The 23160-nt window shown below is 46.7% G+C and carries 19 protein-coding genes; 8 read left to right on the top strand and 11 right to left on the bottom strand.

Annotation, left to right across the window (positions count from 1 at the left end; genetic code table 11):
- The first annotated feature begins 49 nt into the window (after positions 1 to 49).
- Together LSG34_RS12190 and LSG34_RS12185 are read left to right on the top strand one after the other, a co-directional pair.
- A complete protein-coding gene (locus LSG34_RS12190; protein ID WP_233009378.1) occupies positions 50 to 2032 on the top strand; it encodes a multicopper oxidase family protein in 1983 nt (660 codons plus the stop codon).
- 183 nt (positions 2033 to 2215) lie between these two features.
- Complete coding sequence (locus tag LSG34_RS12185; protein ID WP_233009377.1) at positions 2216 to 4219, top strand: PhoX family protein; 2004 nt, start codon at positions 2216 to 2218, stop codon at positions 4217 to 4219.
- A gap of 71 nt (positions 4220 to 4290) precedes the next feature.
- Here LSG34_RS12185 and LSG34_RS12180 read toward each other — a convergent pair whose 3' ends face one another.
- Positions 4291 to 4539, bottom strand: coding sequence for a DUF2798 domain-containing protein (locus LSG34_RS12180; protein WP_233009376.1), 249 nt, complete (start codon positions 4537 to 4539; stop codon positions 4291 to 4293).
- A gap of 271 nt (positions 4540 to 4810) precedes the next feature.
- On the opposite strand from LSG34_RS12180, the gene LSG34_RS12175 reads away from it, so the two are divergent.
- Positions 4811 to 5926, top strand: a complete 1116-nt coding sequence (locus LSG34_RS12175; RefSeq protein WP_233009375.1) for a serine hydrolase domain-containing protein — start codon at positions 4811 to 4813, stop codon at positions 5924 to 5926.
- Between the two features lie 4 nt (positions 5927 to 5930).
- Here the strand turns inward: LSG34_RS12175 and LSG34_RS12170 are convergent, their stop codons facing one another.
- The 4 genes from LSG34_RS12170 to LSG34_RS12155 all read right to left on the bottom strand — a co-directional run bounded on the left by LSG34_RS12170 (position 5931) and on the right by LSG34_RS12155 (position 9201).
- On the bottom strand, positions 5931 to 6281 hold the full coding sequence (locus tag LSG34_RS12170; protein WP_233009374.1) for a putative quinol monooxygenase: 351 nt from the start codon (positions 6279 to 6281) through the stop codon (positions 5931 to 5933).
- Complete coding sequence (locus tag LSG34_RS12165) at positions 6281 to 7225, bottom strand: pseudouridine synthase (RefSeq protein ID WP_233009373.1); 945 nt, start codon at positions 7223 to 7225, stop codon at positions 6281 to 6283. The genes LSG34_RS12170 and LSG34_RS12165 overlap by 1 nt, the downstream gene beginning before the upstream one ends.
- 59 nt (positions 7226 to 7284) lie before the next feature.
- The gene (locus LSG34_RS12160) at positions 7285 to 7839 is read right to left on the bottom strand and encodes a cytochrome b (protein WP_233009372.1); all 555 of its coding nucleotides are present in this window, start codon (positions 7837 to 7839) and stop codon (positions 7285 to 7287) included.
- An 87-nt stretch (positions 7840 to 7926) separates the two neighbouring features.
- Positions 7927 to 9201, bottom strand: a complete 1275-nt coding sequence (locus LSG34_RS12155) for an MgtC/SapB family protein (protein WP_233009371.1) — start codon at positions 9199 to 9201, stop codon at positions 7927 to 7929.
- Positions 9202 to 9448: 247 nt separating this feature from the next.
- Here LSG34_RS12155 and LSG34_RS12150 point away from each other — a divergent pair, with 247 nt between their 5' ends.
- Both LSG34_RS12150 and LSG34_RS12145 read left to right on the top strand, forming a co-directional pair.
- Positions 9449 to 10435, top strand: coding sequence for an LLM class flavin-dependent oxidoreductase (locus LSG34_RS12150; protein ID WP_233009370.1), 987 nt, complete (start codon positions 9449 to 9451; stop codon positions 10433 to 10435).
- Positions 10436 to 10723: 288 nt separating this feature from the next.
- Positions 10724 to 12529 carry a S8 family serine peptidase gene (locus LSG34_RS12145; protein ID WP_233009369.1) on the top strand — a complete coding sequence of 602 codons (1806 nt, stop codon included), beginning with the start codon at positions 10724 to 10726 and terminating at the stop codon, positions 12527 to 12529.
- Between the two features lie 36 nt (positions 12530 to 12565).
- Here LSG34_RS12145 and LSG34_RS12140 read toward each other — a convergent pair whose 3' ends face one another.
- The 3 genes from LSG34_RS12140 to LSG34_RS12130 form a co-directional block, all read right to left on the bottom strand.
- Complete coding sequence (locus LSG34_RS12140; protein ID WP_233009368.1) at positions 12566 to 13555, bottom strand: DUF481 domain-containing protein; 990 nt, start codon at positions 13553 to 13555, stop codon at positions 12566 to 12568.
- Positions 13556 to 13694: 139 nt separating this feature from the next.
- Positions 13695 to 14177: a fasciclin domain-containing protein gene (locus tag LSG34_RS12135; RefSeq protein WP_233009367.1), complete on the bottom strand. Its 483-nt coding sequence runs from the start codon at positions 14175 to 14177 to the stop codon at positions 13695 to 13697.
- A 161-nt stretch (positions 14178 to 14338) separates the two neighbouring features.
- Positions 14339 to 14812 carry a hypothetical protein gene (locus LSG34_RS12130; RefSeq protein WP_233009366.1) on the bottom strand — a complete coding sequence of 158 codons (474 nt, stop codon included), beginning with the start codon at positions 14810 to 14812 and terminating at the stop codon, positions 14339 to 14341.
- Positions 14813 to 14961: 149 nt separating this feature from the next.
- On the opposite strand from LSG34_RS12130, the gene LSG34_RS12125 reads away from it, so the two are divergent.
- The 3 genes from LSG34_RS12125 (at position 14962) to fusA (ending at position 18737) form a co-directional block, all read left to right on the top strand.
- Entirely contained in the window at positions 14962 to 15267 is a 306-nt protein-coding gene (locus tag LSG34_RS12125; protein WP_233009365.1) for an ArsR/SmtB family transcription factor, read from the top strand.
- A 10-nt stretch (positions 15268 to 15277) separates the two neighbouring features.
- Positions 15278 to 16330, top strand: a complete 1053-nt coding sequence (locus LSG34_RS12120; RefSeq protein WP_233009364.1) for an alkene reductase — start codon at positions 15278 to 15280, stop codon at positions 16328 to 16330.
- 301 nt (positions 16331 to 16631) lie between these two features.
- Positions 16632 to 18737 (top strand): elongation factor G, encoded by a 2106-nt coding sequence (fusA, locus tag LSG34_RS12115; RefSeq protein ID WP_456300275.1) that lies wholly within the window; start codon positions 16632 to 16634, stop codon positions 18735 to 18737.
- 66 nt (positions 18738 to 18803) lie between these two features.
- On the opposite strand, the gene LSG34_RS12110 is transcribed toward fusA, so the two are convergent.
- From LSG34_RS12110 to LSG34_RS12100, 3 genes are all read right to left on the bottom strand, one after another.
- Positions 18804 to 19367 (bottom strand): YdeI/OmpD-associated family protein, encoded by a 564-nt coding sequence (locus LSG34_RS12110; protein ID WP_233009362.1) that lies wholly within the window; start codon positions 19365 to 19367, stop codon positions 18804 to 18806.
- Between the two features lie 128 nt (positions 19368 to 19495).
- Positions 19496 to 21655, bottom strand: a complete 2160-nt coding sequence (locus LSG34_RS12105) for a TonB-dependent siderophore receptor (RefSeq protein WP_233009361.1) — start codon at positions 21653 to 21655, stop codon at positions 19496 to 19498.
- 144 nt (positions 21656 to 21799) lie between these two features.
- Positions 21800 to 23107 (bottom strand): hypothetical protein, encoded by a 1308-nt coding sequence (locus LSG34_RS12100; protein WP_233009360.1) that lies wholly within the window; start codon positions 23105 to 23107, stop codon positions 21800 to 21802.
- Positions 23108 to 23160: the final 53 nt, after the last annotated feature.

The raw sequence follows: 23160 nt of genomic DNA, 5'->3' as shown, positions 1-23160 counted from the left end.
AACCCGGAGTATTCCGGGTTTGTCCTATGTCATTCACACAGGAGTTTTTATGCCAGACCTTATTCTTCGCCGTGCAGTTAGTCTTGCACTTACAGGGGCTGCTTTGTGCAGTTTTGTATTGCAGGCCGATCAACCTCGTCCCTTGCAAGACCCGCCCCTATTGGATATTAAAAGAGCCTTATTGGCACCACTGACCAAAGCACAACAACAAGCCGGCGCGCCACAACCTGATGAAGCCAGTCTGAACTGGGATGTTGTGTTTACCCCCAGTCAGTTGTGGAACCCGAACACCAACAGCTGGGATAAGGTGAATTTACGCAGCTATCAGGGCAGTAAAATTGATCCTAAAGCGCCTTTTGTCGCTCCTACTTTGCGGGTATTTCCTGGCGAAACCATCAGAGCAACCTTAAACAACAAGTTGCCTGCAGATCCAAGTTGTATCAGTCATGAGAAAGGCGTCAATGTGCCACACTGCTTTAACGGTACCAATATGCACACCCATGGCTTATGGATTAATCCAGCCGGCAACAGTGACAACGTGCTGATATCGATAGACCCTACTGTGTCTTTTCAGTACGAATACAATATTCCGGCTGATCATCCGGCTGGTACCTTCTGGTATCACCCCCACCGTCACGGCTCTACAGCCATTCAGGTGGCCAGTGGTATGGCCGGCGCTTTAATTATTCAGGGCACCCGCCAGCCGACGAAAGACCGCACTGGTGACATCGATCTGTTGTTAACCAGCTCTGCCAACCAGACCTTTAAAGAACGCACCATGGTGTTTCAGCAAATTCAATATGGTTGTTACACCAAACCGACCAAACCAGGTGAAAAGCCAAAGCTGAAAATGGACCCAAATGGTGCTTATATCTGTGATCCGACTGATGTCGGTGAGATACGGGATTACGCCGGATTTGGTCCGGGCGGCTGGAGTAAATCTGGCCGCTACACCAGTATCAATGGTGCAGTACAACCCTTTTTTGCCGACGCCAAAGCAGGTCAGGTCGAACGCTGGCGTATGGTGCATGCCGGGGTGCGGGATAGTATTAACTTAAAAGTCGTAAAACTGACTGGCCAGCCGTTGCAAGGCCCGGTTTCTGCTGCTGATGAGCAAAAATTACTGCAAAAATCCTGTACCGGTGCTTTAGTGCCACAGCATCAAATTGCAGCAGATGGCTTAACGCTCAGCGAAATAGATTCCACTGAAGTCACTGTATTTCAGCCGGGTTATCGCTGGGATACATTGATGATGTTTCCTGAAGGCGGGCAATATTGTGTCATAGACGATGCAGCCGCAGCGTCGGCCAACGTTGATCAAACGCCTTCAGAACCGCAGCTGCTGGGCATAGTACAAGTGGCAAATTCAGCAGGGCCAGTGACCTCTACTATAGGTCAGCAACTGATCCAAAGCGCAAAAGTGAATATCAGCCCTGATATGCAAAATGCCGTGATAAGCGATCTGCAGGCAGGCCTGAAACTAAGTCATTTTGTGCCACATCAGGATTTGCCGGAAACCCCAAATAAACAGCATCTGGAGTTTAATATCGAGACAGTGGTGGATAGCGAAACTAAGGAAAAAGTGACCCTTTTTGAAATAGATGGTGAACCTTACAAACCTGGTCGTATCGACCGCGACCTGATTTTAGGTAATACGGACGAATGGATTTTAACTTCAAAACTGGCCAGCCATCCGTTTCATATTCATGTGAATCCGTTTCAGGTGGTAGCTGTATTGGATCCAAATGGCAAAGACGTCAGTGGCGATGACGCTGTGGATGATTTTGATACCAGCAAAAAATTTCCAGATCCTCAGTACAGAGGCCTAAAAGGTAAATGGAAAGATACCTTGTGGGTAAAAAATGCCATGGGCAAATCTTACACTGTGATAGTCCGCACTAAATACCAGCGCTATATCGGTGATTTTGTATTGCACTGTCATATTCTGGATCATGAAGATCAGGGCATGATGCAAAATGTCCGGATCAACTTGCCAAGCGCCACGGGTGGAGTCAGCAAAGGCCATCACTAAAATCCAGTACGCAGTGTGACAAAGCTCACACTGCGTTTTCTTCGATTCAATCCACAGCTGCCATTTGTCATATAAATGTCGAATAGACGTCTTTATTTTATCAACAAAAAGTAACCTTACTGAAACAAGCAACAGCTCTAATGTCGCGTGCAGATTTTTAATTAAACCGACATCGGAGTCAAAATGCAGAACAAAAATTTCCAGATTGATAACTCGGGCATAGATCCACAAACGAACTTTTCAGATAACCCGGATTTTCAATCCGTTTTGGCTTCACGCCGCAGCTTTTTAAAAGGCTCATTGGGCGCCGCCATAGCCACCATTATGGGCACAGCTTTAGTAGGTTGCAGCAGCGATACCGCAGAACCTGCCACAGGCCCTGTGGCTGTAAAACCTGAACCTGTTCCGGTATTATTAGGTTTTACTGCTATTGCAGCCAACCGTTTAGATACGGCAACAGTTCCTGCTGGTTATACGGCACGTCCATTTTTACCTATGGGCACCCCACTTTTAGGCAGTTACCCGGCTTATCTGGTTGATGGCAGCAACAGCGGCGCCGATATGGAACAGCAAGTGGGCGCACACCACGACGGTATGCACTTTTTCCCGTTAGATGCGCGCAGCAGCAATAAAAATAGCGACGAAGGTGTACTGGTATTTAACCATGAATACCTGGATGCCAACGTATTGCACCCTATGGGTCCTACAGGTTTACCGCGTCCTGCTGATGAAGTGCGTAAGGAAGTGGCAGCACACGGCGTGACTGTGGCTCATATCAAAAAAGACGCACAAGGCCAGTTCCAACTGGTTCAAGGCAGTCCGCTGAATCGTCGTATCACTGGTGCAACCCCTATGGATATAACAGGGCCAGTACGTGGTGATGCCAAAGTCGTCACTAAGTACAGCCAGGATGGTACCCGCACCCGCGGTACCTTAAACAACTGTGGTAATGGCTATACGCCTTGGGGCACTTATTTAACCTGCGAAGAAAACTGGGCAGGTTATTTTATGAATGCCGATGCCACTAAACCTCGTGAACACAGCCGTTATGGCGTCAGTAGCAGCAATGGCCGTTATTTTTGGGAAACGGCAGATTCAGGCGCCGATCAGTACCAGCGCTTTAATGCATCCAGCCTGGGCGCTGATGCAACCGAAGATTACCGCAACGAGCCAAATACTTTTGGTTGGATAGTAGAGATTGACCCATTTAACCCGGACAGCGTGCCACAAAAGCGCACAGCGTTAGGCCGTTTTGGCCACGAAGGCATTATTTTTGGACCAGTAGTTGAAGGCCAGCCCATCACAGCTTATTCAGGTGATGATTCTACCTTTGAATACATCTACAAATACGTATCCAAAGCAGCCTACTTTGCCGCTACAGCTGGTGGTCATTTATTAAATGACGGTACTTTGTATGTGGCTAAGTTTAATGCTGACGGTTCTGGTGAGTGGCTGGCATTAGATATCAATAATCAGGATCTGATGGCGAAAGCTGCTTTAGCTGGCGTTAGTTTCGACAGCCAGGCCGACTTATTAATCAACACCCGTCTGGCCGCCGATATCGCTGGCGCGACTAAAATGGACAGACCTGAGTGGGGCGCAGTGCATCCAACGACAGGTGAGGTGTATTTTACACTGACCAACAACACAGGCCGTAAACCAGAGCAAATCGATGCTCCTAACCCACGCGCCAATAACACCACAGGTCATATCATTCGCTGGAAAGAAAACGCTGCGACTCAGGGTTTAAGTTTTAACTGGGATATCTTCTTGTTGGCTGGTGACGTAGGTACTGCAACACCGGGCACTAATCTGACGCTGACAGCAGATAACCATATGGCAAGCCCGGACGGTTTAATGTTCAGTGCCAACGGTTTGCTGTGGATCCAAACCGATATGAGTGGCTCTCAACAAGGTGAAGGCCCTTATGGTAATAACCAGATGCTGGTCGCAGACCCTGTAACCCGCACCGTAAAACGTTTTTTTGTTGGCCCAGTGGATGCAGAAGTAACAGGCATAGCTTTTACACCAGATTTAAAGACTATGTTTATAAATATCCAGCACCCGGGCGATCGCTCAACCCCAACCCAGTTCACCAGTAACTGGCCAGCCAATGACGGCACCAGCAGACCACGTTCTGCAACTGTGATTATCACCAAAGATGATGGCGGCGTGATAGGTTCTTAAGACCTTCTTGCTATGATAAAAACGCCGGTTTAATACCGGCGTTTTTTTGTGCTTTTATTGCTGAGTGACGTTTAAGGTGTTTCGACAATCAACGCAGTCAACTTGCGCACCAGTGGTAATATCAACAGCAACACCGGATAAGCCACTACCCAGGACAATCCCCAGGCCCCCAACCAGATATTCAGCTCAAAACCGCTAAAGCCAGTACTTTTTAATGTACTGATCAAAGATACAATACAGCTCATAATAATGGATAAAATCAGTGGCATCACATAAGCCATAGAGCGGGCAGGCAGTTTTCTAAATACAGATTTTGACATGTTCAGGACCAGGTAACTAAATAAGCCCTTATGATAGGGTTACCCTCTTCCTTTACACACCAGACAAGATAGATTTGCGACTAAAAGATAAAAACACAAGGTGGTTTCTGACGTTTTGTCTTTATCGCAAATGAATAGCTAATCCAGGCCAGAGTATCCGACAAATCAAGCTGCATTAAACAACTGTGACGACAGCACTTCTGCCTGCTACAGTTTTTCTAATTCACCGACGTTTTTTGAACACAAAGCAAAATGCAGCAGGAGTATGCTTATGTTTAAAGTCAGATTTCACCTTTTATGGCTAGCATTGTTCCTATCCGCCTGTGGTGGTGGCTCGTCAGACAACACAGCACCAACTCCCCCACCACCTGCCAGCACCAATGTGATTTGGCATGCCACCTCTGGCAATGGCTGGCAAAGCAGCACGGCAGAAGCAGAGAACTTTAATAGAACAATTCTGGACCAAGCCTTTCAAAGTGGGGAAAACCTGCCCTCCCTGTATGCGATGGTCGTGGTTCGCAACGGCTTATTAGTAGGTGAAGCCTATTACCACGGCAAAACTTCAGCAGATTTATTACAAACCCGTTCTATCACTAAAACTGTGATGATGTTATTGATTGGAAAAGCCATTTCGCAAGGTCATATTCAAAGTATTGAGCAACCCATCTCTGACTTTCTGGAGGAGGATTATGCGGCTTTACTGACGGACAAAGCGGATATCAGGATACGGCATTTATTGACCATGACGTCAGGCATCAGCTGGGATGAAAGTACCACTGCAGGTTACAACAACTGGGTCTTGTCGGAGGATCCAACCCGCTATGTGTTACAGCGAGCGATGAGTAGTGCAGCTGGTGCCAGCTTTAACTACAACTCAGCAGCAGTGCATTTGTTGTCGGTCATAGTGCAAAAAGCGACAGCGATGCCGACCTCAGACTATGCACAACAGGAATTATTTAGCCCTTTAGGCATCAACAGTGCGGAGTGGGAATTATTAAAGGATGGATACATTAATGGAGGCGCAGGTTTAACCATCAGCGCCCGGGATTTGGCCAAAATTGGTTTATTGATACAACAGCAAGGTCAGTGGCAACAGCAGCAGCTTGTTCCTGCGAATTGGTTACAGCTGGCAGCCAGCCCACATACTACAGCTCGCAATCAACTCGCCAACCTGAACCTGTCCAACTATGGTTATTTATGGTGGTTAGGCAGTTTGTCAGGGCAACAGGCGCAGCTTGCCTGGGGTTTTGGTGGTCAGTTTATTTTAACCTTGCCTGAAAAAAATCTGACGCTGGTGCTCTTGCAAAACCACAGTTCAGGCACCAGCAGTCAACAGCAGCAACAAGGCATGCAGCTGCTACAGCAAATTTTGACATCAGCGCTGTAAAATCTTAATCCAGCTTTGGTGCATCAAAGTTTTCTGGTTCATCCGTGTAAACACAGACATTCCAGTCCTGAGCTAAACCCGTCTCAGCCAGGCAATAGGTCTGGAAAAAGTCTTTAATTTCATTGCGTTGGCAATGGGCTTCAAAGCTTTTCATATCAGCCCAAATTTCATTAAAGACAATGGGGAAACTTTTACCTTCGGCAAAAGGGCTTGGAATGTGACGGGTGACTCTGTAGTGCAGGCAGGCATCTTCACGTAAGGTATTGGCTTCCAGGCCTTGCAGCACTTTAAAGAGTTCAGCTTCTTTGCCGGGCTTAGGTAAAAACTGGGCGATGCAATAAACTTTTTTAGACATTAGTTTTCCTTCGACTCTGTAGTAACAGGCCAGCTTTGTAGCTGGCGGCTTGATTCAAATTGATGATCCAATCCAGTGGCCGGATCGGTAAAACTTAAGTGCCTCGCCAGCAATTGCAAAGGTTGTGTGAAATCCAACTGCTGCCCTGGCTCTTTTGGTAATAACTGTGGGTAGTATTTATCAAATAAAATAGGGCAACCCAAAGACAGCATATGCAAGCGCAACTGGTGAGTTTTACCTGTATGGGGGCTTAATTCAAACAAACCAAGTTCAGCACGTTTGTCTACCAGACTAAGGCTGGAAAACGCATTGACCTCCCCTTCCACTTGCTGCATTAAAAAAGCTGGTGTGGATTTTTCCAACCGGTTTTTAACCTGCCAGTGCTGTCGTAAATCCAACTGCTGTAGTGCTTCAGATAAAAGGGCGACTGCCTGATAACTTTTACGGATCTTGCCATCAGCAAACAGCTGATAATACAAAGGCCGGCTTTGGCTATTGACAGAAAACAGCACCAAACCCGCTGTTTCTTTATCTAATCTATGCACTGCGACTACATCCTGTAATCCGGTATCCCGCTTTACCCGTTCGAGCAGGCATTCGTTGACGAATTCACCACCAGGTGTCACAGGTAAAAAATGCGGTTTGCAGGCGACAACTATATGTTCGTCCTGATAAACAATCTGATGCGCAAAAGGAATAACAGGCTCAGCTGCGACTTCACGGTAATAACAGACTCTGCGGCTGGGTAAAAAGGCGGTGTTGGCATGGATCACTTCACCACCAAACCAATGCACTTTGCCATCCGCTACTCGTTGTCGCCAAATGGCTTCGTCGATGCGGTTGAATTTTTCAATCAGAAAATGCAGCACAGTACCCCAACCCAGATCTTTGGGTGGCAAGGTAATTTCGGAAGCTTGCTTTGCTTTGACTGTATTGCTGCTCATAAGCCCTCGCATTAGAGGGCCCAGAGTTAAGACGTTTCAAAGGGTTGAGTCAACCAGTTTTAGCTTTTCTGGTCAAATAAAGCGGGCAACATACGTTTTAAGGTGTTGTCTTTTAATCTGTAATGATGCGCCAGCGCACCCAAAGTATGCACTGCAATAAGCACATAACCTGCAGTGCCTATTAACTCATGAATTTCTTTAATGGAACCAGCCAAATCAGGATCCGGCCCTATCAGCGGCGGCAATTGAAAACCCCAGAACGGGATCACTTTATCGCCAGCACTTAATATCAGCCATCCAAGCAATGGCATCAGCAGCAAAAAGCCATAAAGTGCCAGGTGCATCAGGCCAGAAATTTTAATAGCCATAGCCGAAGGCGTCGGCTCTATTGCAGGAATAGCACTAAAACGCCGTACCACAAGACGCAGCAAGGTAATCAACCACAAGCTTAACCCCAGCACAAAATGCACCTCTTTGATCAGGTCACGCTCTGCTGTGCCTTTTTCAAAAATGCCTCTGAATTCAATACTGGCATAAATGGCGATAATCAACAGCGCCGTTAGCCAGTGCAAACGTACCATCCAGTTGCTGTAACTTTGTTGTGAACCCGACATACCTACCTCTTGTTTTAATTACTTCTTTAATTCTGCAAGTGAAAACTTAAGGCAAACTGAGCTTCTGCTTGCGTAATGTGTTTGCTTTTAGCTAAAACGAAATAACAGAAGCCCCACTAGCCCAAGCGCAAACATGGCCGCTGTGATACGCAGTGCCAGAGTCTGAGTACCGACCACCCATACCATGGCTGTTTTCACCAGTGAATTACTTAAGATGGCAATACCAATAGCGGTGGCGGCCAAATCAACAGCCTGACTGCGACCTGCATAATCCGCTAAAGATAAACTAATGGCATCGACATCCGTTAAGCCTGCTAAAGCGGCTAACCAATACACCCCCTGACCCGGCGCATAATGCTCTGCCAGCTTCACCAACAGCAACACCAGCGCAAAAAGCAAAGCAAACTGAATAGCCGACCATAAGCTAAAAGGATTTTTCACAGACACATCAGCCGCCGATAATGCTTGCAGCCTGTGTCCTGCCAGAAAAAATGCGGTCGCCAAGCCTGCCGTTAATAAAGCCAACCCCAGCAAAGGCCAGAGTAATTGCTGCATTAAAGGCACAGAGACGGCGGTCACAATCAGCAATACCCGGCCAAACATCACCAGCCAGGACACTAAAATTCCGGCTGCTAATCTGTTGGCTGCGCCGCTGTCGGTTTCTGTTTTACTGCTGCGGGCGAAACTTAAGGTCATAGCGGTAGACGACACCAGGCCACCAGTCAGGGCTGTGATCATAGTGCCTTTCACTGAACCAAAAAAACGTACCGCTATATAACCCACTAAAGATAAACCGGAGATTAAAATCACCAGTAGCCAGAGTTTATAAGGATTCAGTGCTTGCCAGGGATCGACGGCTTCATTAGGTAATAAGGGCAACACAATAAAACTGGCAATCAGAAGCTTTAAACCCGCGTAAAGATCATCAGCACCAATTTTACTGACCAGTCCGTGCAAAGGCTCCCGAAAAGCCAGAATAGCCGACGTTAAAATAGCCAGAGACACGGCAATTTCGGCAAAACCAAAAATCACAGCGCCACCTAATAAACACACAGTAATAGCAGACAACTCACTTGTTAAACCCAAAGCCACAGGGTTGTTTTTATTTTCCAGATAATAAGAGCTCAGCACTATCACAGACACTGCAGCTAAAGCCGCGATAAACAACCAGGGGCTTTGTAAAAATACCGACAACCAAGCACTGACGGCGCCTAGCTGAGCAAACAGAATATAAGTACGTACGCCAGCAAAAGAGCCAGGATGGTTATTGTTTTTGTGTTTTTCCCGCTCAATCCCGACCAAGGCACCAATCAGCAGAGCAATCAGGAAGTTCTGCGCCAATGTAACGTCAAATCCGGCCATAATTCATAGTCTTAGTTGTTTAATCCCAGCATAGCTGAATTTAGCCCTGTTCTATTGATCTGCCGCAACTTCACAGTGTCTTACTAGCTTAACTTGCTTTTATCCATCGCAAAAAACGGAGTGCTCAGCTGCGAAATCGGACTAAATACAGCAAAGCACTTGAATCCATACCTCTGCGCACCCATTGCACTATTACTTTTATACCAAACGGTATTGAATGCAATATTCACAGCATAGCGGAGCACTGATGATCCCTTTTTCTATTTTAGATTTAGCCCCTGTCCCTTCAGGCAGTACCATTAGCGATAGCTTTGCCAACAGCAAAGCCTTAGCACAACAGGCAGACAACCTGGGCTACCATCGCTACTGGCTGGCTGAGCATCACAATATGCCGGGAATTGCCAGCGCTGCGACTTCTTTGTTGATAAGCCATCTGGCGGCTGCCACTTCACGCATCCGTTTAGGAGCTGGTGGCATCATGCTGCCAAATCATTCACCTTTGGTCATCGCCGAACAATTTGGCACTTTGGCGACCTTGTATCCGGACCGCATTGACTTAGGTTTAGGCCGGGCACCAGGTAGTGATCAGCTGACAGCACGGGCTTTGCGGCGCAACAGAATGGAAACTGAAGATCAGTTCCCAAGCGATATCCTTGAATTGCAGCAGTATTTTGGTCCAGTCAAACCAAATCAGGCGGTACAGGCCGTACCTGGGCAAAACCTGAATGTGCCTTTATGGATTTTAGGTTCGAGTTTATACGGCGCTCAACTGGCGGCCCATATGGGTTTACCTTATGCATTTGCCTCGCATTTTGCCCCAGCCATGATGGAACAGGCGGCAGCTTTGTACCGCAGAGAATTTAAGCCATCGGCTCAACTGGATAAACCTTACCTGATGCTGGCGCTGAATGTATTTGCTGCTGAAACTACAGCAGAGGCTCATCGACTCTTTACGTCACCGCAACAGCAGTTTGTCAATTTAGTCCGGGGCGTACCAGGTTTACTGCCTGCGCCAGTCGGGGATATGGATCAGATTTGGCAAACTCATGAAAAAGCCTATGTGGAAAAAGCTCTGGCCTGCTCTGTCATTGGCAATCCGGCTGAAGTAAAACAAGGTATTCTGAATTTTATTGCAACACATCAACCGGACGAACTGATGCTGACAGCAATGATGCACGACCCCAAAGCACGGCAAAAGAGTTTTAAAATTGCAGCAGAACTGATCGCTGATTAGTCCTGCTATTGAGCAGTTTTTTGCATTTCTAAGATCGCTTGCTTTTTTACCAGTCTAAGCGGTCTGCAGTCATTTTTCGTACAAATTGCTGTACATGCTACCGCTTACATTTAATTACATTTGAAAACAAAGTTTAATAATTTGATTGATTTTCCATAGCAAAAAATGGCATTTAGAAGTTGCTGATACACAGCACGAATGCGACAAGACTCCAATTTATTGCGACAAAAGCACAACAGATGCATAAACGCAGTGGAGAATATAATAATAAGCAATGGGAACAACTCAATGAAAATCAGTAAGTTAAATAAAATTTCATTCGCTACTTTAATGGCTTTAGGCTGCACCACTGTGGCAGCAGCAGATCGGGTCATTATTCAGGTCGACAATGCCAACAAAGGTATCATCACAGCGTTAACAAAACAGCTGGGGGGTGAAGTAAAAGTGGATGCAGATGGTTTTATCGCCGCTCAGTTTAATGGCAGATCGGTAGATGAAATCAAAGGTATTTTGAAGAACCCTCATATCAAACTGGTTGAAGAAGACTTAGTACGTAAACCAATGGCGTTATTTAATGACGACGCTGGTGACCCAATGCAACAACAAATCACGCCTTATGCTGTGTACCAATCTCAGGCCAATCAGGTGCAATTTAACCCTGGTGCAGGTATTAAAGTCTGTGTCATCGACTCAGGTTTAGATCAATCCAATCCTGACTTTAACTGGGGCAGCATCACTGGTGATAACGACTCAGGCACTGGCAACTGGAACGTCAACGGTGGTCCACATGGTACTCATGTTGCCGGAACCATTGGTGCTGCAGACAATGGCGTTGGTGTTATTGGTATGGCCCCTGGCGTACCTATGCATATCATCAAAGTATTTAACGCTGAAGGCTGGGGTTATTCGTCGGATCTGGCTTATGCAGCGCAAAAATGCAAAAACGCAGGTTCTGACATTATCAGCATGAGCCTAGGTGGTGGTGGCGCCAATACCACTGAATCCAACGCCTTTAAAACCTTTACCGACGCTGGTGGATTAGTGATAGCTGCCGCTGGTAACGACGGCAACAACGTCCGCTCTTACCCTGCAGGCTACCCTTCTGTCATGATGATCGGTGCTAACGACAATAACAACAATATCGCAGACTTCTCACAATTCCCAAGCTGTACTGCTAACGGCAAAACGGATGAGACTATTTGTGTGGAAGCCACTGCAGGTGGTGTAGATACCTTATCCACTTACCCTGCCGATATGGCAACCAGCGCAACCTTAAGCGCCAACGGCACTCCTTATGCAACTTCTGCGATGGAAAACCCAGGGACTGCCAGCGCCGCCACATTTTTTATGGGTACAGCAGAAGCGGTAAATTCAGGCGCTGCCGGTAAGATTTGTATGATTGACCGTGGTGTGATCTCTTTCCACGATAAAGTGAAAAACTGTCAGAACTCTGGCGGTGTAGGTGCTGTGCTGATCAATAATACGGCAGGCATGTTATACGGCACCTTAGGTGAAGGTTCAGCCAATACTACATCCATCCCTGCTGTAGGTGCAGCTTTTGAAGATAGAACTGCGCTGCTGGCAGCAACTACTGCTTCAATCAATATTGGCACCAGCGATTACGGCCTGATGAGTGGTACTTCTATGGCAACACCTGCAGTTTCAGGTATTGCTGCTCTGGTTTGGTCAAATCACCCAAGCTGTACCGGTACTCAGATCCGTAATGCATTAAAAGCTACAGCTAAAGACTCTGGTGCTGCAGGTAAAGATGTGTACTTCGGTTACGGTATTGTTCAGGCAGCAGCTGCGCACCAATACCTGACGACCAACGGTTGTGGTGGTGGAGCTACGACTCCGGGCATCAGTCTGACATTACAAGCTTTTACCAGTAAAGGTAAACGTTATGTCGACCTGACTTGGGGTAGCGCGACAACCAGTTCAGTTGACTTGTACCGCAACAACGTAAAAGTACTGACTACGACTAACGACGGAGCTCACCGCGATGGCCCGTTAAACCGTGGCAGCTATAGCTACAAAGTCTGTGAAGCGGCAAGCACAACCAAGTGCAGCGCCAGTACTTCTATCAGTCTGTAATTGATGACTCAGGGGCTGACTACTCAGCCCCTTTTTTCAAAACTTAGCGCCTATGCTGAGTTTTTGATGTAAATCACGACTGTCTGCAGATAGTCCGGAGTATTCAGGCAATACCACATCAATTTTTGACCAGTCTAAATCGACTGAAAATGACAAACGAATACGCTCCGTCAGATAATAATGCAAACCTGAACTCAGGTTTATTTCCTGTTTGAATTCAATGTATTGCACCGGCTGATTAACAGGTTTTAAGTAACTGCCTTCACTGAATACCTCAAAACTGCTCTCAGGCCATAAATAACGCAGATCCCATTCCAGCTGCACATGGCGAAAATCCAGGCTTTGCCTGTCACCAAGAAACAGCTCAAGACCCTGCGTTTCTTTAAAGTAAGTTCGCTTTAAACCAGCCAACGCAATAAATTCAACCCGCAATTCAGCTGTGTCATAAAAGCTGTAACCCACACCTGAGCTCAGATCCATATTTTTATAATCGGATGCAATAAAGTCCTGCGCATAATCCACTTTATTCCGCCAGAACAGTTGCGGCTGGAAAAAATAGTCAGCGCCGGGATTGAGCAGATACTTGTGAGTTTTCTTTAACGAGTTACTGGTTTCGTAATCGTATTTGCCATCAAAGGTCAGCCGCATATTGTCATCACGTTGCTCAAAGGCGGTTTTAAAGCCTAAGTTGTCGGTGCTGCTACTACTGCGTTTTTTTCCTGCGGTTAAATCCACACTGTATTGCCTAACCGGCTGATTTTTAATCACCACAGCTTCAGTTTCAACAGCGACAACTGCGGGGATAACAGGAAGCAGCTTTTGCTGTTCAATGCGCTCAATCTGAGTTCTGGGTAATTGCACCTGTCCCGAATAAGGCAGGTTTAAAAATACGATATCTTTGTCTTGTTGAGTGATAATGCCTGTTAATCTGTCGCCATTCTTCATCCAAATCACAGCACTGTGCCCTGTCGAAGCATGACAAAAAGTGCACCACAATAGAAGAGTTAACAGCAGCGCTCTACTCACAGCCATCATCCTTGTACAGATAAAACTAATATTTAATAACATCAGTTTAACAGCAGTGAATTAGTCTACGCAGCTCCCCTCACCAAAAAGGCAAAGAAAAAAAGGAGCACAAGGCTCCTTTACTCTGATTAAAAAGCAACTATTCAGGTAAAACGACAGAGTCAATCACGTGAATAACACCGTTACTGGTTTCAATATCAGTACTGATCACCTTAGCGCCATCGACATAAACAACACCCTCTTTAACCGCAATGTTCAGCTCTTGTCCTTGTACTGTTTTGGCCGATGTTAACTTCACTACATCAGCAGCCATCACTTTACCTGCCACCACGTGATAGGTCAGTACATTGCCAAGAGCCGCTTTGTCTTTTAACAACGCCTGTAAATCTGCTGCCGGAATTTTAGCGAAAGCTGCATCATTCGGAGCAAATACAGTAAATGGACCTGCACCTTTTAAGGTGTCGACCAAATCTGCTGCTTTTACGGCAGTCACTAGCGTGTTGAAGCTACCTGCAGCCACTGCAGTATCAACGATATCAGCTTTGGCTGACGCATAAGATGCAGCAGAGACGACTAAAGCTGCAGAGAGCACGGTTAAATTCAATAATGAGCGAAATTTCATTCTGATTTCCTTTTAGTTGAACATAAAACCCGCAATAGAAAACGGCGTCGCTGTTTAAAAAGATCAGAAGTATATTTATTAATTTTCGGTAAACTTAAGTTGAAAAACCTCGTACTACGTTGCGAATATCAGATGGTTTATTCGTATTGAATTTTAGCAATTTAGCTTTTAGGCTCCGGTGTTTTCGGAACTTTCCAGCAGCGTGATTCATGTCGGGTCACAGAACCAAAATTGATCGAAAAGCCTTGTTTTACCAGTCCAGCCAAAGCCTCGTTTTCATCGTTAGTCGGATGAAAAACCTCAGTGGACGTAAAGGCATTTAAACTTTTTAAAGTCTGCTCTACTTGCCAGCGCCCTACAGAGTCCGGCGGTAGCAATACGTATTCCAAAGCTAAACCCCGCTTTAAATCCAGCTGTAATAATTGCTCTATCAATTTCTGGTTTTGCACCGCAGTGACTGACCACTGGCGCAAATCCACAATACGAGCCCAAGGGTTACCATGCATAGCCTGGCAGAACAGCTCTAAGGCTTCGGCATAACGGGCCGTCAGATAATCTTCATGAATGCCGGTAAAACACACATAAAGCGCATTTTCGCTACTACGAAGTTCCAGTGACGATAAAAAACTATGCATACCCATTCCCGCTCACTGTGCCTGCTTTGAACGTCTGTTTTGAGCATAGCAGCAGACAAATGTACCGGGCAGAACAAAATAAAAGTTGCATATCGAATAGTGACGATATATATTTCGCTGCATCGCGATATATAAATATGGATTAAACGATGAGCTCTGCAGAACTCGACGAGATGATCAAAGCCCTGTCCCACCCAGTGCGACGGGAAATTTTAAACTGGCTGAAACAACCTGAAGTCTATTTCGCCGATCAGGAACACCCGCTAAGTATTGGGGTTTGTGCCGGAAAAATAGACCAGAAAACAGGTTTGTCTCAGTCCACCGTATCCGCCCACTTGGCCACTTTGCAACGTGCTGGTTTTATCAGCAGCAAAAAAGTAGGCCAGTGGAATTTTTTCTCGCGCAATGAAGAGGTTATTCAACAGTTTCTGGCGCGGTTAAATGATCAACTTTGAGGAGTTACAGATGCCAACTTTATTTGATGTGATCACCCTGGGTGATTTAACCCTGAAAAACCGTATTGTCATGGCGCCTTTAACCCGTTGCCGTGCTGACGAAGGCCGTGTGCCTAATGCCATGATGGCTGAATACTATACCCAGCGCAGCGGCGCAGGTTTAATTTTATCCGAAGCCACAGCAATCACACCTATGGGTGTAGGTTACCCTGATACACCAGGTATTTGGTCGCAAGCGCAGGTTGAAGGCTGGAAACTGGTCACTGACGCAGTGCATAAAGCAGGCAGCCGGATTTTCCTGCAGTTGTGGCACGTAGGTCGTATTTCTGACCCAGTTTATCTGGACGGCGCAAAACCAGTAGCACCGAGCGCTTTGCGCCCTTCAGGTCACGTCAGCTTGTTACGCCCAATGAAAGATTATGAAGAGCCACGGGCTTTATCTTTAAACGAAATCAAAGAGGTCGTAGAAGCCTTCCGCCTGGGTGCGGTCAATGCCAAAGCCGCAGGTTTTGACGGCGTGCTGATCCATGGTGCCAATGGCTATTTACTCGACCAGTTCCTGCAAGACAGCACCAACTTACGGGATGACGAATACGGTGGTTCTTTAGAAAACCGTGCCCGTCTGATGCTGGAAATCACAGACGCTTGTATCGAGGTTTGGGGTAAAGACAGAGTGGCTATGCATTTAGCACCTCGTATGGATGCGCACGATATGGGTGATTCCAACCGCACCGCCACTTTTGGTTATGTAGCAACTGAACTGGGCAAACGTGGAATTGCTTTTATCTCTACCCGCGAACATCCGGCAGAAGACAGCATTACACCGCTGATTAAACAGCTGTTTGGTGGCCCTGTGATCGCCAATGAAAAATTCAGCAAAGCAGAAGCCAACGCCTGGTTAGCTGAAGGTAAAGCCGACGCCATCGCCTTTGGTATTCCCTTTATTGCTAACCCGGATTTACCAAAACGTCTGGAAACCGATGCTCCACTAAACCAGCCGCGGCCAGAGCTGTTTTATGGCAAAGGCCCGGTAGGTTATACCGACTATCCTAGTCTGGGCTAAGCCACTCTGAACCTCAGTTAAAAACCAAGGCCAGTTTTCCATCTGGCCTTTGGATTTTATGGAGTCCTGCCAAACCCAACCTCAGAGCCACCAGCCAGAGGCCATTCTGAGCTGCTCCACACAGCAAAGTAAGGCCATCGCCAGAGCATTTATCACCTATTGTTTCTGTGCTTTGAAAGTTCATAAAAATGCAGTTGACGACTAATTCGAAAAAACAGAAGATCGCACTGATTTTTTTTCGGGCAAACTGGAATAATTTCCTGTATATTGTCGCACTATTTTCAAACCCTAGCTTATCGAGATGACTATGTCAGCAGATTTATCCTTATACAGAAATATTGGTATCTTCGCCCACGTTGATGCCGGCAAAACTACTACTACCGAGCGTATCCTGAAACTGACCGGTAAAATCCACAAGCTGGGCGAAGTTCACGAAGGTGAATCGACCACTGACTTCATGGAACAGGAAGCTGAGCGTGGTATTACTATCCAGTCAGCTGCTGTCAGCTGCTACTGGAAAGGTCACCGTTTCAACGTTATTGATACACCAGGCCACGTTGACTTCACAGTTGAAGTTTACCGTTCTCTGAAAGTTCTGGATGGTGGTATCGGTGTATTCTGTGGTTCTGGTGGTGTTGAACCTCAGTCAGAAACTAACTGGCGTTATGCAAACGACGCGAAAGTATCTCGTCTGATTTTCGTAAACAAGCTGGACCGTATCGGTGCTGATTTCATCCGTGTAACTGAACAGGTGAAAAAAGTATTAGGCGCGCACCCATTAATCATGACTTTACCAATTGGTCGTGAAGATACTTTCGTGGGTGTAGTTGACCTGTTAACTGAAAAAGCTTACGTGTGGGATGACTCTGGCCAGCCAGAAAACTACACAGTGACAGATATCCCAGCTGATATGGCTGACGACGTTGCAATGTACCGCGAGCAGTTAGTTGAAACAGCTGTGGAACAAGATGACGACCTGTTAATGGCATATATGGAAGGTGAACAACCTACTATTGAACAGATCAAAGCTTGTATCCGTAAAGGTACACGTGACCTGGCTTTCTTCCCAACTTACTGTGGTTCAGCCTTTAAAAACAAAGGTATGCAGTTAGTACTGGACGCTGTTGTTGATTACTTACCGTCACCAACTGAAGTAAACCCACAGCCACTGACTGATGAAGAAGGTGTTGAAACTGGCGAGTTCGCTATTGTTTCTGCTGATGAGCCGTTCCGTGCTTTAGCATTCAAAATCATGGACGACCGTTTCGGCGCCCTGACCTTTATCCGTATTTACTCTGGTGTACTGAACAAGGGTGATACTCTGCTGAACTCATTCACGGGTAAAACAGAACGTATCGGCCGTATGGTTGAGATGCACGCGAATGACCGTACTGACCTGACCACAGCTCAGGCTGGTGATATCATCGCGCTGGTAGGTCTGAAAAACAACACTCAGACTGGCCACACTTTGTGTGATCCAAAACACCCTTGTACTCTTGAACCAATGGTATTCCCAGAGCCAGTAATCTCTATCTCTGTAACACCAAAAGACAAAGGTTCAGTTGAGAAAATGGGTATCGCCATCGGTAAGATGGTTGCTGAAGATCCAACATTCCGTGTTGAAACTGATCCGGATTCAGGCGAAACCATCCTCAAAGGTATGGGTGAACTGCACTTAGATATCAAAGTAGACATCCTGAAACGTACTTACGGTGTTGAATTAGTAGTGGGTCAGCCACAGGTTGCTTACCGCGAAACTATCACTCGTGAAATTGAAGACAGCTACACGCACAAGAAACAATCTGGTGGTTCAGGTCAATACGGTAAAATCGACTACCGCATTCGTCCAGGTGAGCAAGGTTCAGGCTTCAAGTTCATCTCTTCTACTGTTGGTGGTAGCGTTCCAAAAGAATTCATGCCAGCAATCGAGAAAGGTTTTGCTTCAATGATGAGCACTGGTACTTTAGCAGGCTTCCCGGTATTAGACGTTGAAGTTGAAGTATTCGACGGTGGTTTCCACGCAGTTGACTCTTCAGCCATCGCGTTCGAAATCGCTGCTAAAGGCGCTTTCCGTCAGTCAATTCCAAAAGCTGGCGCGCAACTGCTTGAGCCAATCATGAAAGTTGACGTCTTCACTCCTGAAGATCACGTAGGTGATGTAATCGGTGACTTAAACCGTCGTCGTGGCATGATCTCTGGTCAGGAAGCTGGCGTAACTGGCGTACGTATCAAAGGCGACGTACCATTGTCTGAGATGTTCGGTTACATCTCTACACTGCGTACTATGACTTCTGGTCGTGGTCAGTTCTCTATGGAATTCTCTCACTACGCACCATGTCCACAAAACGTGGCTGACACAGTGATTGCAAAAGAGAAAGAAAAGAAAGCTGCAGCTGCTAAGAACTAATTAGCCGCTAATGCAAAAAAGCCCCGCTGGTGAAAACCGCGGGGCTTTTTATTAACCTTTAGTCCGCTATTGCATTTTTTTCCCCGCTTCGCTGGCTTCCATTAATTTAGCCAGTCTGGATAAACGGGTTTCAGCTTTTTTAGCGCCACAGATCCAGTGCAGCAGCACCTTTTGATAACCTGGCGGTGTAGCCACAAAAAACGACCAGGCTGAAGTATTGCTTTGAAAAATCTGTAATTCTTCTGCAGTTAAACTGGCCACAGTCTCCTGTTCATGCGCATATATTGCAGATTTATGTTCAGTTCTGTAGGAAAAAGCTAACTCCCCTGCTGCAGTCATCCGGCCTTGAGAGCGCAGGTTTTCCATCTTATCTATATTGATTTGACTCCAGATGGAGGTTTTTTTGCGAGGTGTAAAACGTATGCTGTAGCTCTGTTCATCTATACGCTTACGTTTGCCATCGATCCAGCCAAAACATAAAGCTTCATCCACAGATTCAGACCAGCTCATACAAGCTTTATCCGTCGCTACTTTATGAAAACCTACCAGTAACTCTGTTGCTGTAGCTGCGTGTAATTCCAGCCAGGATCGGAAGGCCTGTGGGCTGTCAAAAAATAATGGGGCAGTCATCAGGCTCACCATTTCATTAGAAAAATGCACTCTAACTGACTCAGTGGCTGAACAACAAGAAGGGAAAAAGAAAACCCCGGGACTTTATAACCCGGGGTTTTACATCAAAGCCACGATAAAAGTGTCTATCAGAACTTATAACGTAGGTTGGCACTGACAGAGCGGCGCTGACCGTAGAAACAATCACCCCGAACCAGGCAGGAGGTGATCACTGTTTTGTCGGTCAGGTTTTGCACCTGCAAGCTTAGATCGTAATCTCCCAGTTCATAGCCCAACATGGCATCCAGCAGGGTATAAGAAGGAGTGGTCAGCGGGTCGTTCAGCACCACACCATTCATGGCGACATAAGCGCTGCCGTCTGATGTTTTACCTACATGGCGCACACCGCCACCGACTTTCATACCATCAACCATAGCCAAACGCCAGGTCGCCCAAACAGAAGCCTGTTGTTCCGGCACTGCAGATAAATCAGCCCCTTCTTCACCCAATGTATTACTTTGACTGACATAAGCGTCGGTATAGGCATAGCTGGCATAAATATCCAGCTGCTTCCATGCCAGCTGAGCTTCCAGCTCCACACCTTTAGCTGTCACTTCCCCGCCCTGAATTTGACCGTTTGGATCAATCAGATCCGGGTCACCCAACTGGTCAGCTGCTAAAGTGGTAGTGCGGTTTTGCTCGTTAATTTGATACACAGCAGCCGTCAGTAAATGTTCAGTACCTTGAGGCTGGTATTTCACACCGGCTTCCCACTGCTCTCCGGTTTGAGGTTTAAAGGCTTTACCATAAGCGTCAGCGCCCAGCAGTGGCTCAAAGGATTCGCTGTAGCTGATATAAGGCGAAACACCGCCATCCATCAGATACATCAGGCCCAGACGACCTGTAGTGGCATACTGAGATTCAGCATCGGCCCCCTCGGTACGGCTGACAGTGCGGTCACGGCGCAACGCCGCAGAGACCATCCAGGTATCAGCAATTTTCATATTGTCTTGCAGATACAGACCACTCTGATACACCTTGTTTGCCGCATAGTCAGTCACATCAGCATCTGTTGGTAAATCTGTCACCTGACCATACACAGGGTTATACAGGTCCAATAAACCACCTGCACCATAAAATGAATCATTGTCGGTGTAGGCGTTCTGGTAATCAAAACCCATCACCAACTTGTGTTCTACTGTGCCTGTTTGTAAATCGCCATGTAACTGAGCGTCACTGGTGATTGAGCGGGCATCGGCGTTACTCAAGTAAGCCACACGGGAGATAGTACGGTTATCGTCCTGTAGTACAGGAGGCCAGCCATACATAGTGTCGTAATCGGCATGACTGTCGCTGTACCGGCTGGCGACACGTAAACCCCAGTCATCCGTCAGATTGTGTTCAACGATCACAGTGGCTGCTTGTTGCTCTGTGTCATAACGGTCAAAACCTGGTTCGGAGACAAAACGGTTACTTGGGATCTGGCCAAACTCATTGGGTAAAATAGTGCCCTGATGCGGGAAAAACTGCGTACTGGTGCCAGATTCCTTTTCCTGCCAGTTACCCAGTACTGTCACTTTAGTGTCGTCACTGGCCTGCCAGCTGAAGGATGGTGCTAAAGCTTTGCTGTTATCCGGCACAAAATCAGTCTGAGTATCACTGTCGCGCCATACGCCGACTAAACGGCCTTGCAGTGTTTCATCGTCATTCAGTGAACCTGTGATATCACCAGCCAGTTGTTTACGTGAATAGTTACCCAATTGAGCCCATAACTGACCGCTGGTGGCCGCTTCAGGTTTTTTGCTGACTAAATTGACGATACCGCCAATAGAACCCTGTCCATACAAGACTGAACTTGGGCCTTTGAGAATTTCAATTTGCGATAAGCCAAAAGGCTCTGTGCGTACATTGTTGTAATAACCAAACAAAGACTTCAGGCCGTCCAGATATTGCACCGGCGACACACCACGGATCACAGACCAGTCACCACGGGTATCCAGGCCATAAGGACCGTTGTATAAACCCGACACATAACCCAAGGCATCCTGAACCGTCAGCGCGCCTAAATCAGCAATACGCTCTTCCGTCAGTACAGACACAGACAGCGGAGTTTCAATAATAGGAGTGTCTGACTTCGCACCTGATGCGCTGACATAAGAAATCAAACCACGCTGGCTTTTTACCGTGATCACTTCGATTTCTTTTTCATCAACAGCTTTACTGTCATCTGCCAGTACGGTTGCAGAATAACAACTTGTGGCAACAGCCAAAGCAACTAAGGATATTTTGTGGAGTTTAAACAACGACATGGCACTTCCCTCTGAATACAGTGCCAGAATTTTAAATGAAAATAGCTCTCAATTGCAAAGCAATTAAGAACTATTCTTGTTTATATCTAATAAATCGCACCAACCTGCCTTGCAGTCATAAAAACAGAGCTGGTCCCCTGCTTTTCACAATGAGCGCTGATTTTCCGCCTGCAACTGCTGCATAAATGCATGTGCATCAAAGTTATCCTGACTACTGAAAGCACTGAGCTGTAACCAAAAGTCTTTCGTCACATAAGGTTGAAGTACATCAAGAAAAACAGAGGCTTGTGGACTTTGCCCAGCCTGCACTGTGGTGTTAAACAACGACCATAGTCTGAAGAGACTGATTGGCTGTTTAGCCTTTTGCAGCTGCATATTGATAGCATGGTTCAGTAACAAACCACAGCTGTAATGCAGTTGTGAATTGGCTGCGGCTGCTTTGGCGTAGTTATGCTCTTTTTCCAGACCCGCCACACAATCTTTGCCTGCCTCTGTCAATTTATCCTGCAAAATCTGCCTATTCTGCTGCACTTCTGCCGAAGCCACACCGGCCAGATACTCTGCAGCACCTTCATGGAGCCATGCATCCTGAGCAAGTTCAATAGCGCCTGCTTGTCGCTGATACAAATGAGCCACTTCATGTGCAAAAAACCAGAACACAGCCTCAGGTTGCAGCTGTTTTATTGCAGTACGGCCATACCAATGCATAAAGATTTGTCCAGGCAAGGTTCCGCCCTGATGACCATAACTGCCATTCTCTGTGCTGCTGTATGATGCAAATAACGCAGGTCTGACATCCAGTGCGCCCATATGTTTTGTAAACCAGGCCATCAGCACTGGCAACTGACTGCTGATTTGTTGCTGCAATGCTTGAGGTAATGCCGGATCAATCAGACTGATAAAATCAGCTCCGGCTAAAGGCTGTGCTTTCCCCAAATATACCTTTGAACCACTGTCCTGCTCTTGCCAGGTCACTTCGTTGTGATAAAGCTTGCCAGCCACAATAATTTTTTCTCCAGCAGGCGCTTTTAACGTCAAAGTCCAGATGTTGAGCTCTGGCCCACAATGCTCTGCGCAGGCAAAAAAACGGCCCGAATGCAGCAGCATGCCACCATCAGAAAAAGGAGAAAAAGCAGCATATTCTTTAGGCAAAGGCGAATAGGTAGCAGGAAGGCGGAAACTCACCTCGTTAAAAGATTGGCCATCGGTTCTGAGCACAGTTTCGACACCATCCAGGACCTGAATTTTATAAAGCTCCGATTGTGCTATCCATTGCTTTGCCCTTGAATCATCCGGATTACGCTGAAATACAATACGCTGCACAGGCGTGGTGGTGCTGTACCTGACCCACCATTGACCCTGGGTATTTTTTTCAATCTGGGTCACCACTTCTGTGGCCGCCAGAATGGGCGTAAAGAGTATCAGGGCCAGTAAAGCGCTGCGTTTAACCATCTGAATTTCATCCTGTTTCAGTAAAAGCAATCCACTCCATTGCATCACAGCTG

The organism is Rheinheimera faecalis, from assembly GCF_021290965.1.
In the GTDB taxonomy this organism is placed as follows: domain Bacteria; phylum Pseudomonadota; class Gammaproteobacteria; order Enterobacterales; family Alteromonadaceae; genus Pararheinheimera; species Pararheinheimera faecalis.
Note: the sequence above shows the minus strand (reverse complement) of the source record. Positions and strands in the feature narration are given on the sequence as shown.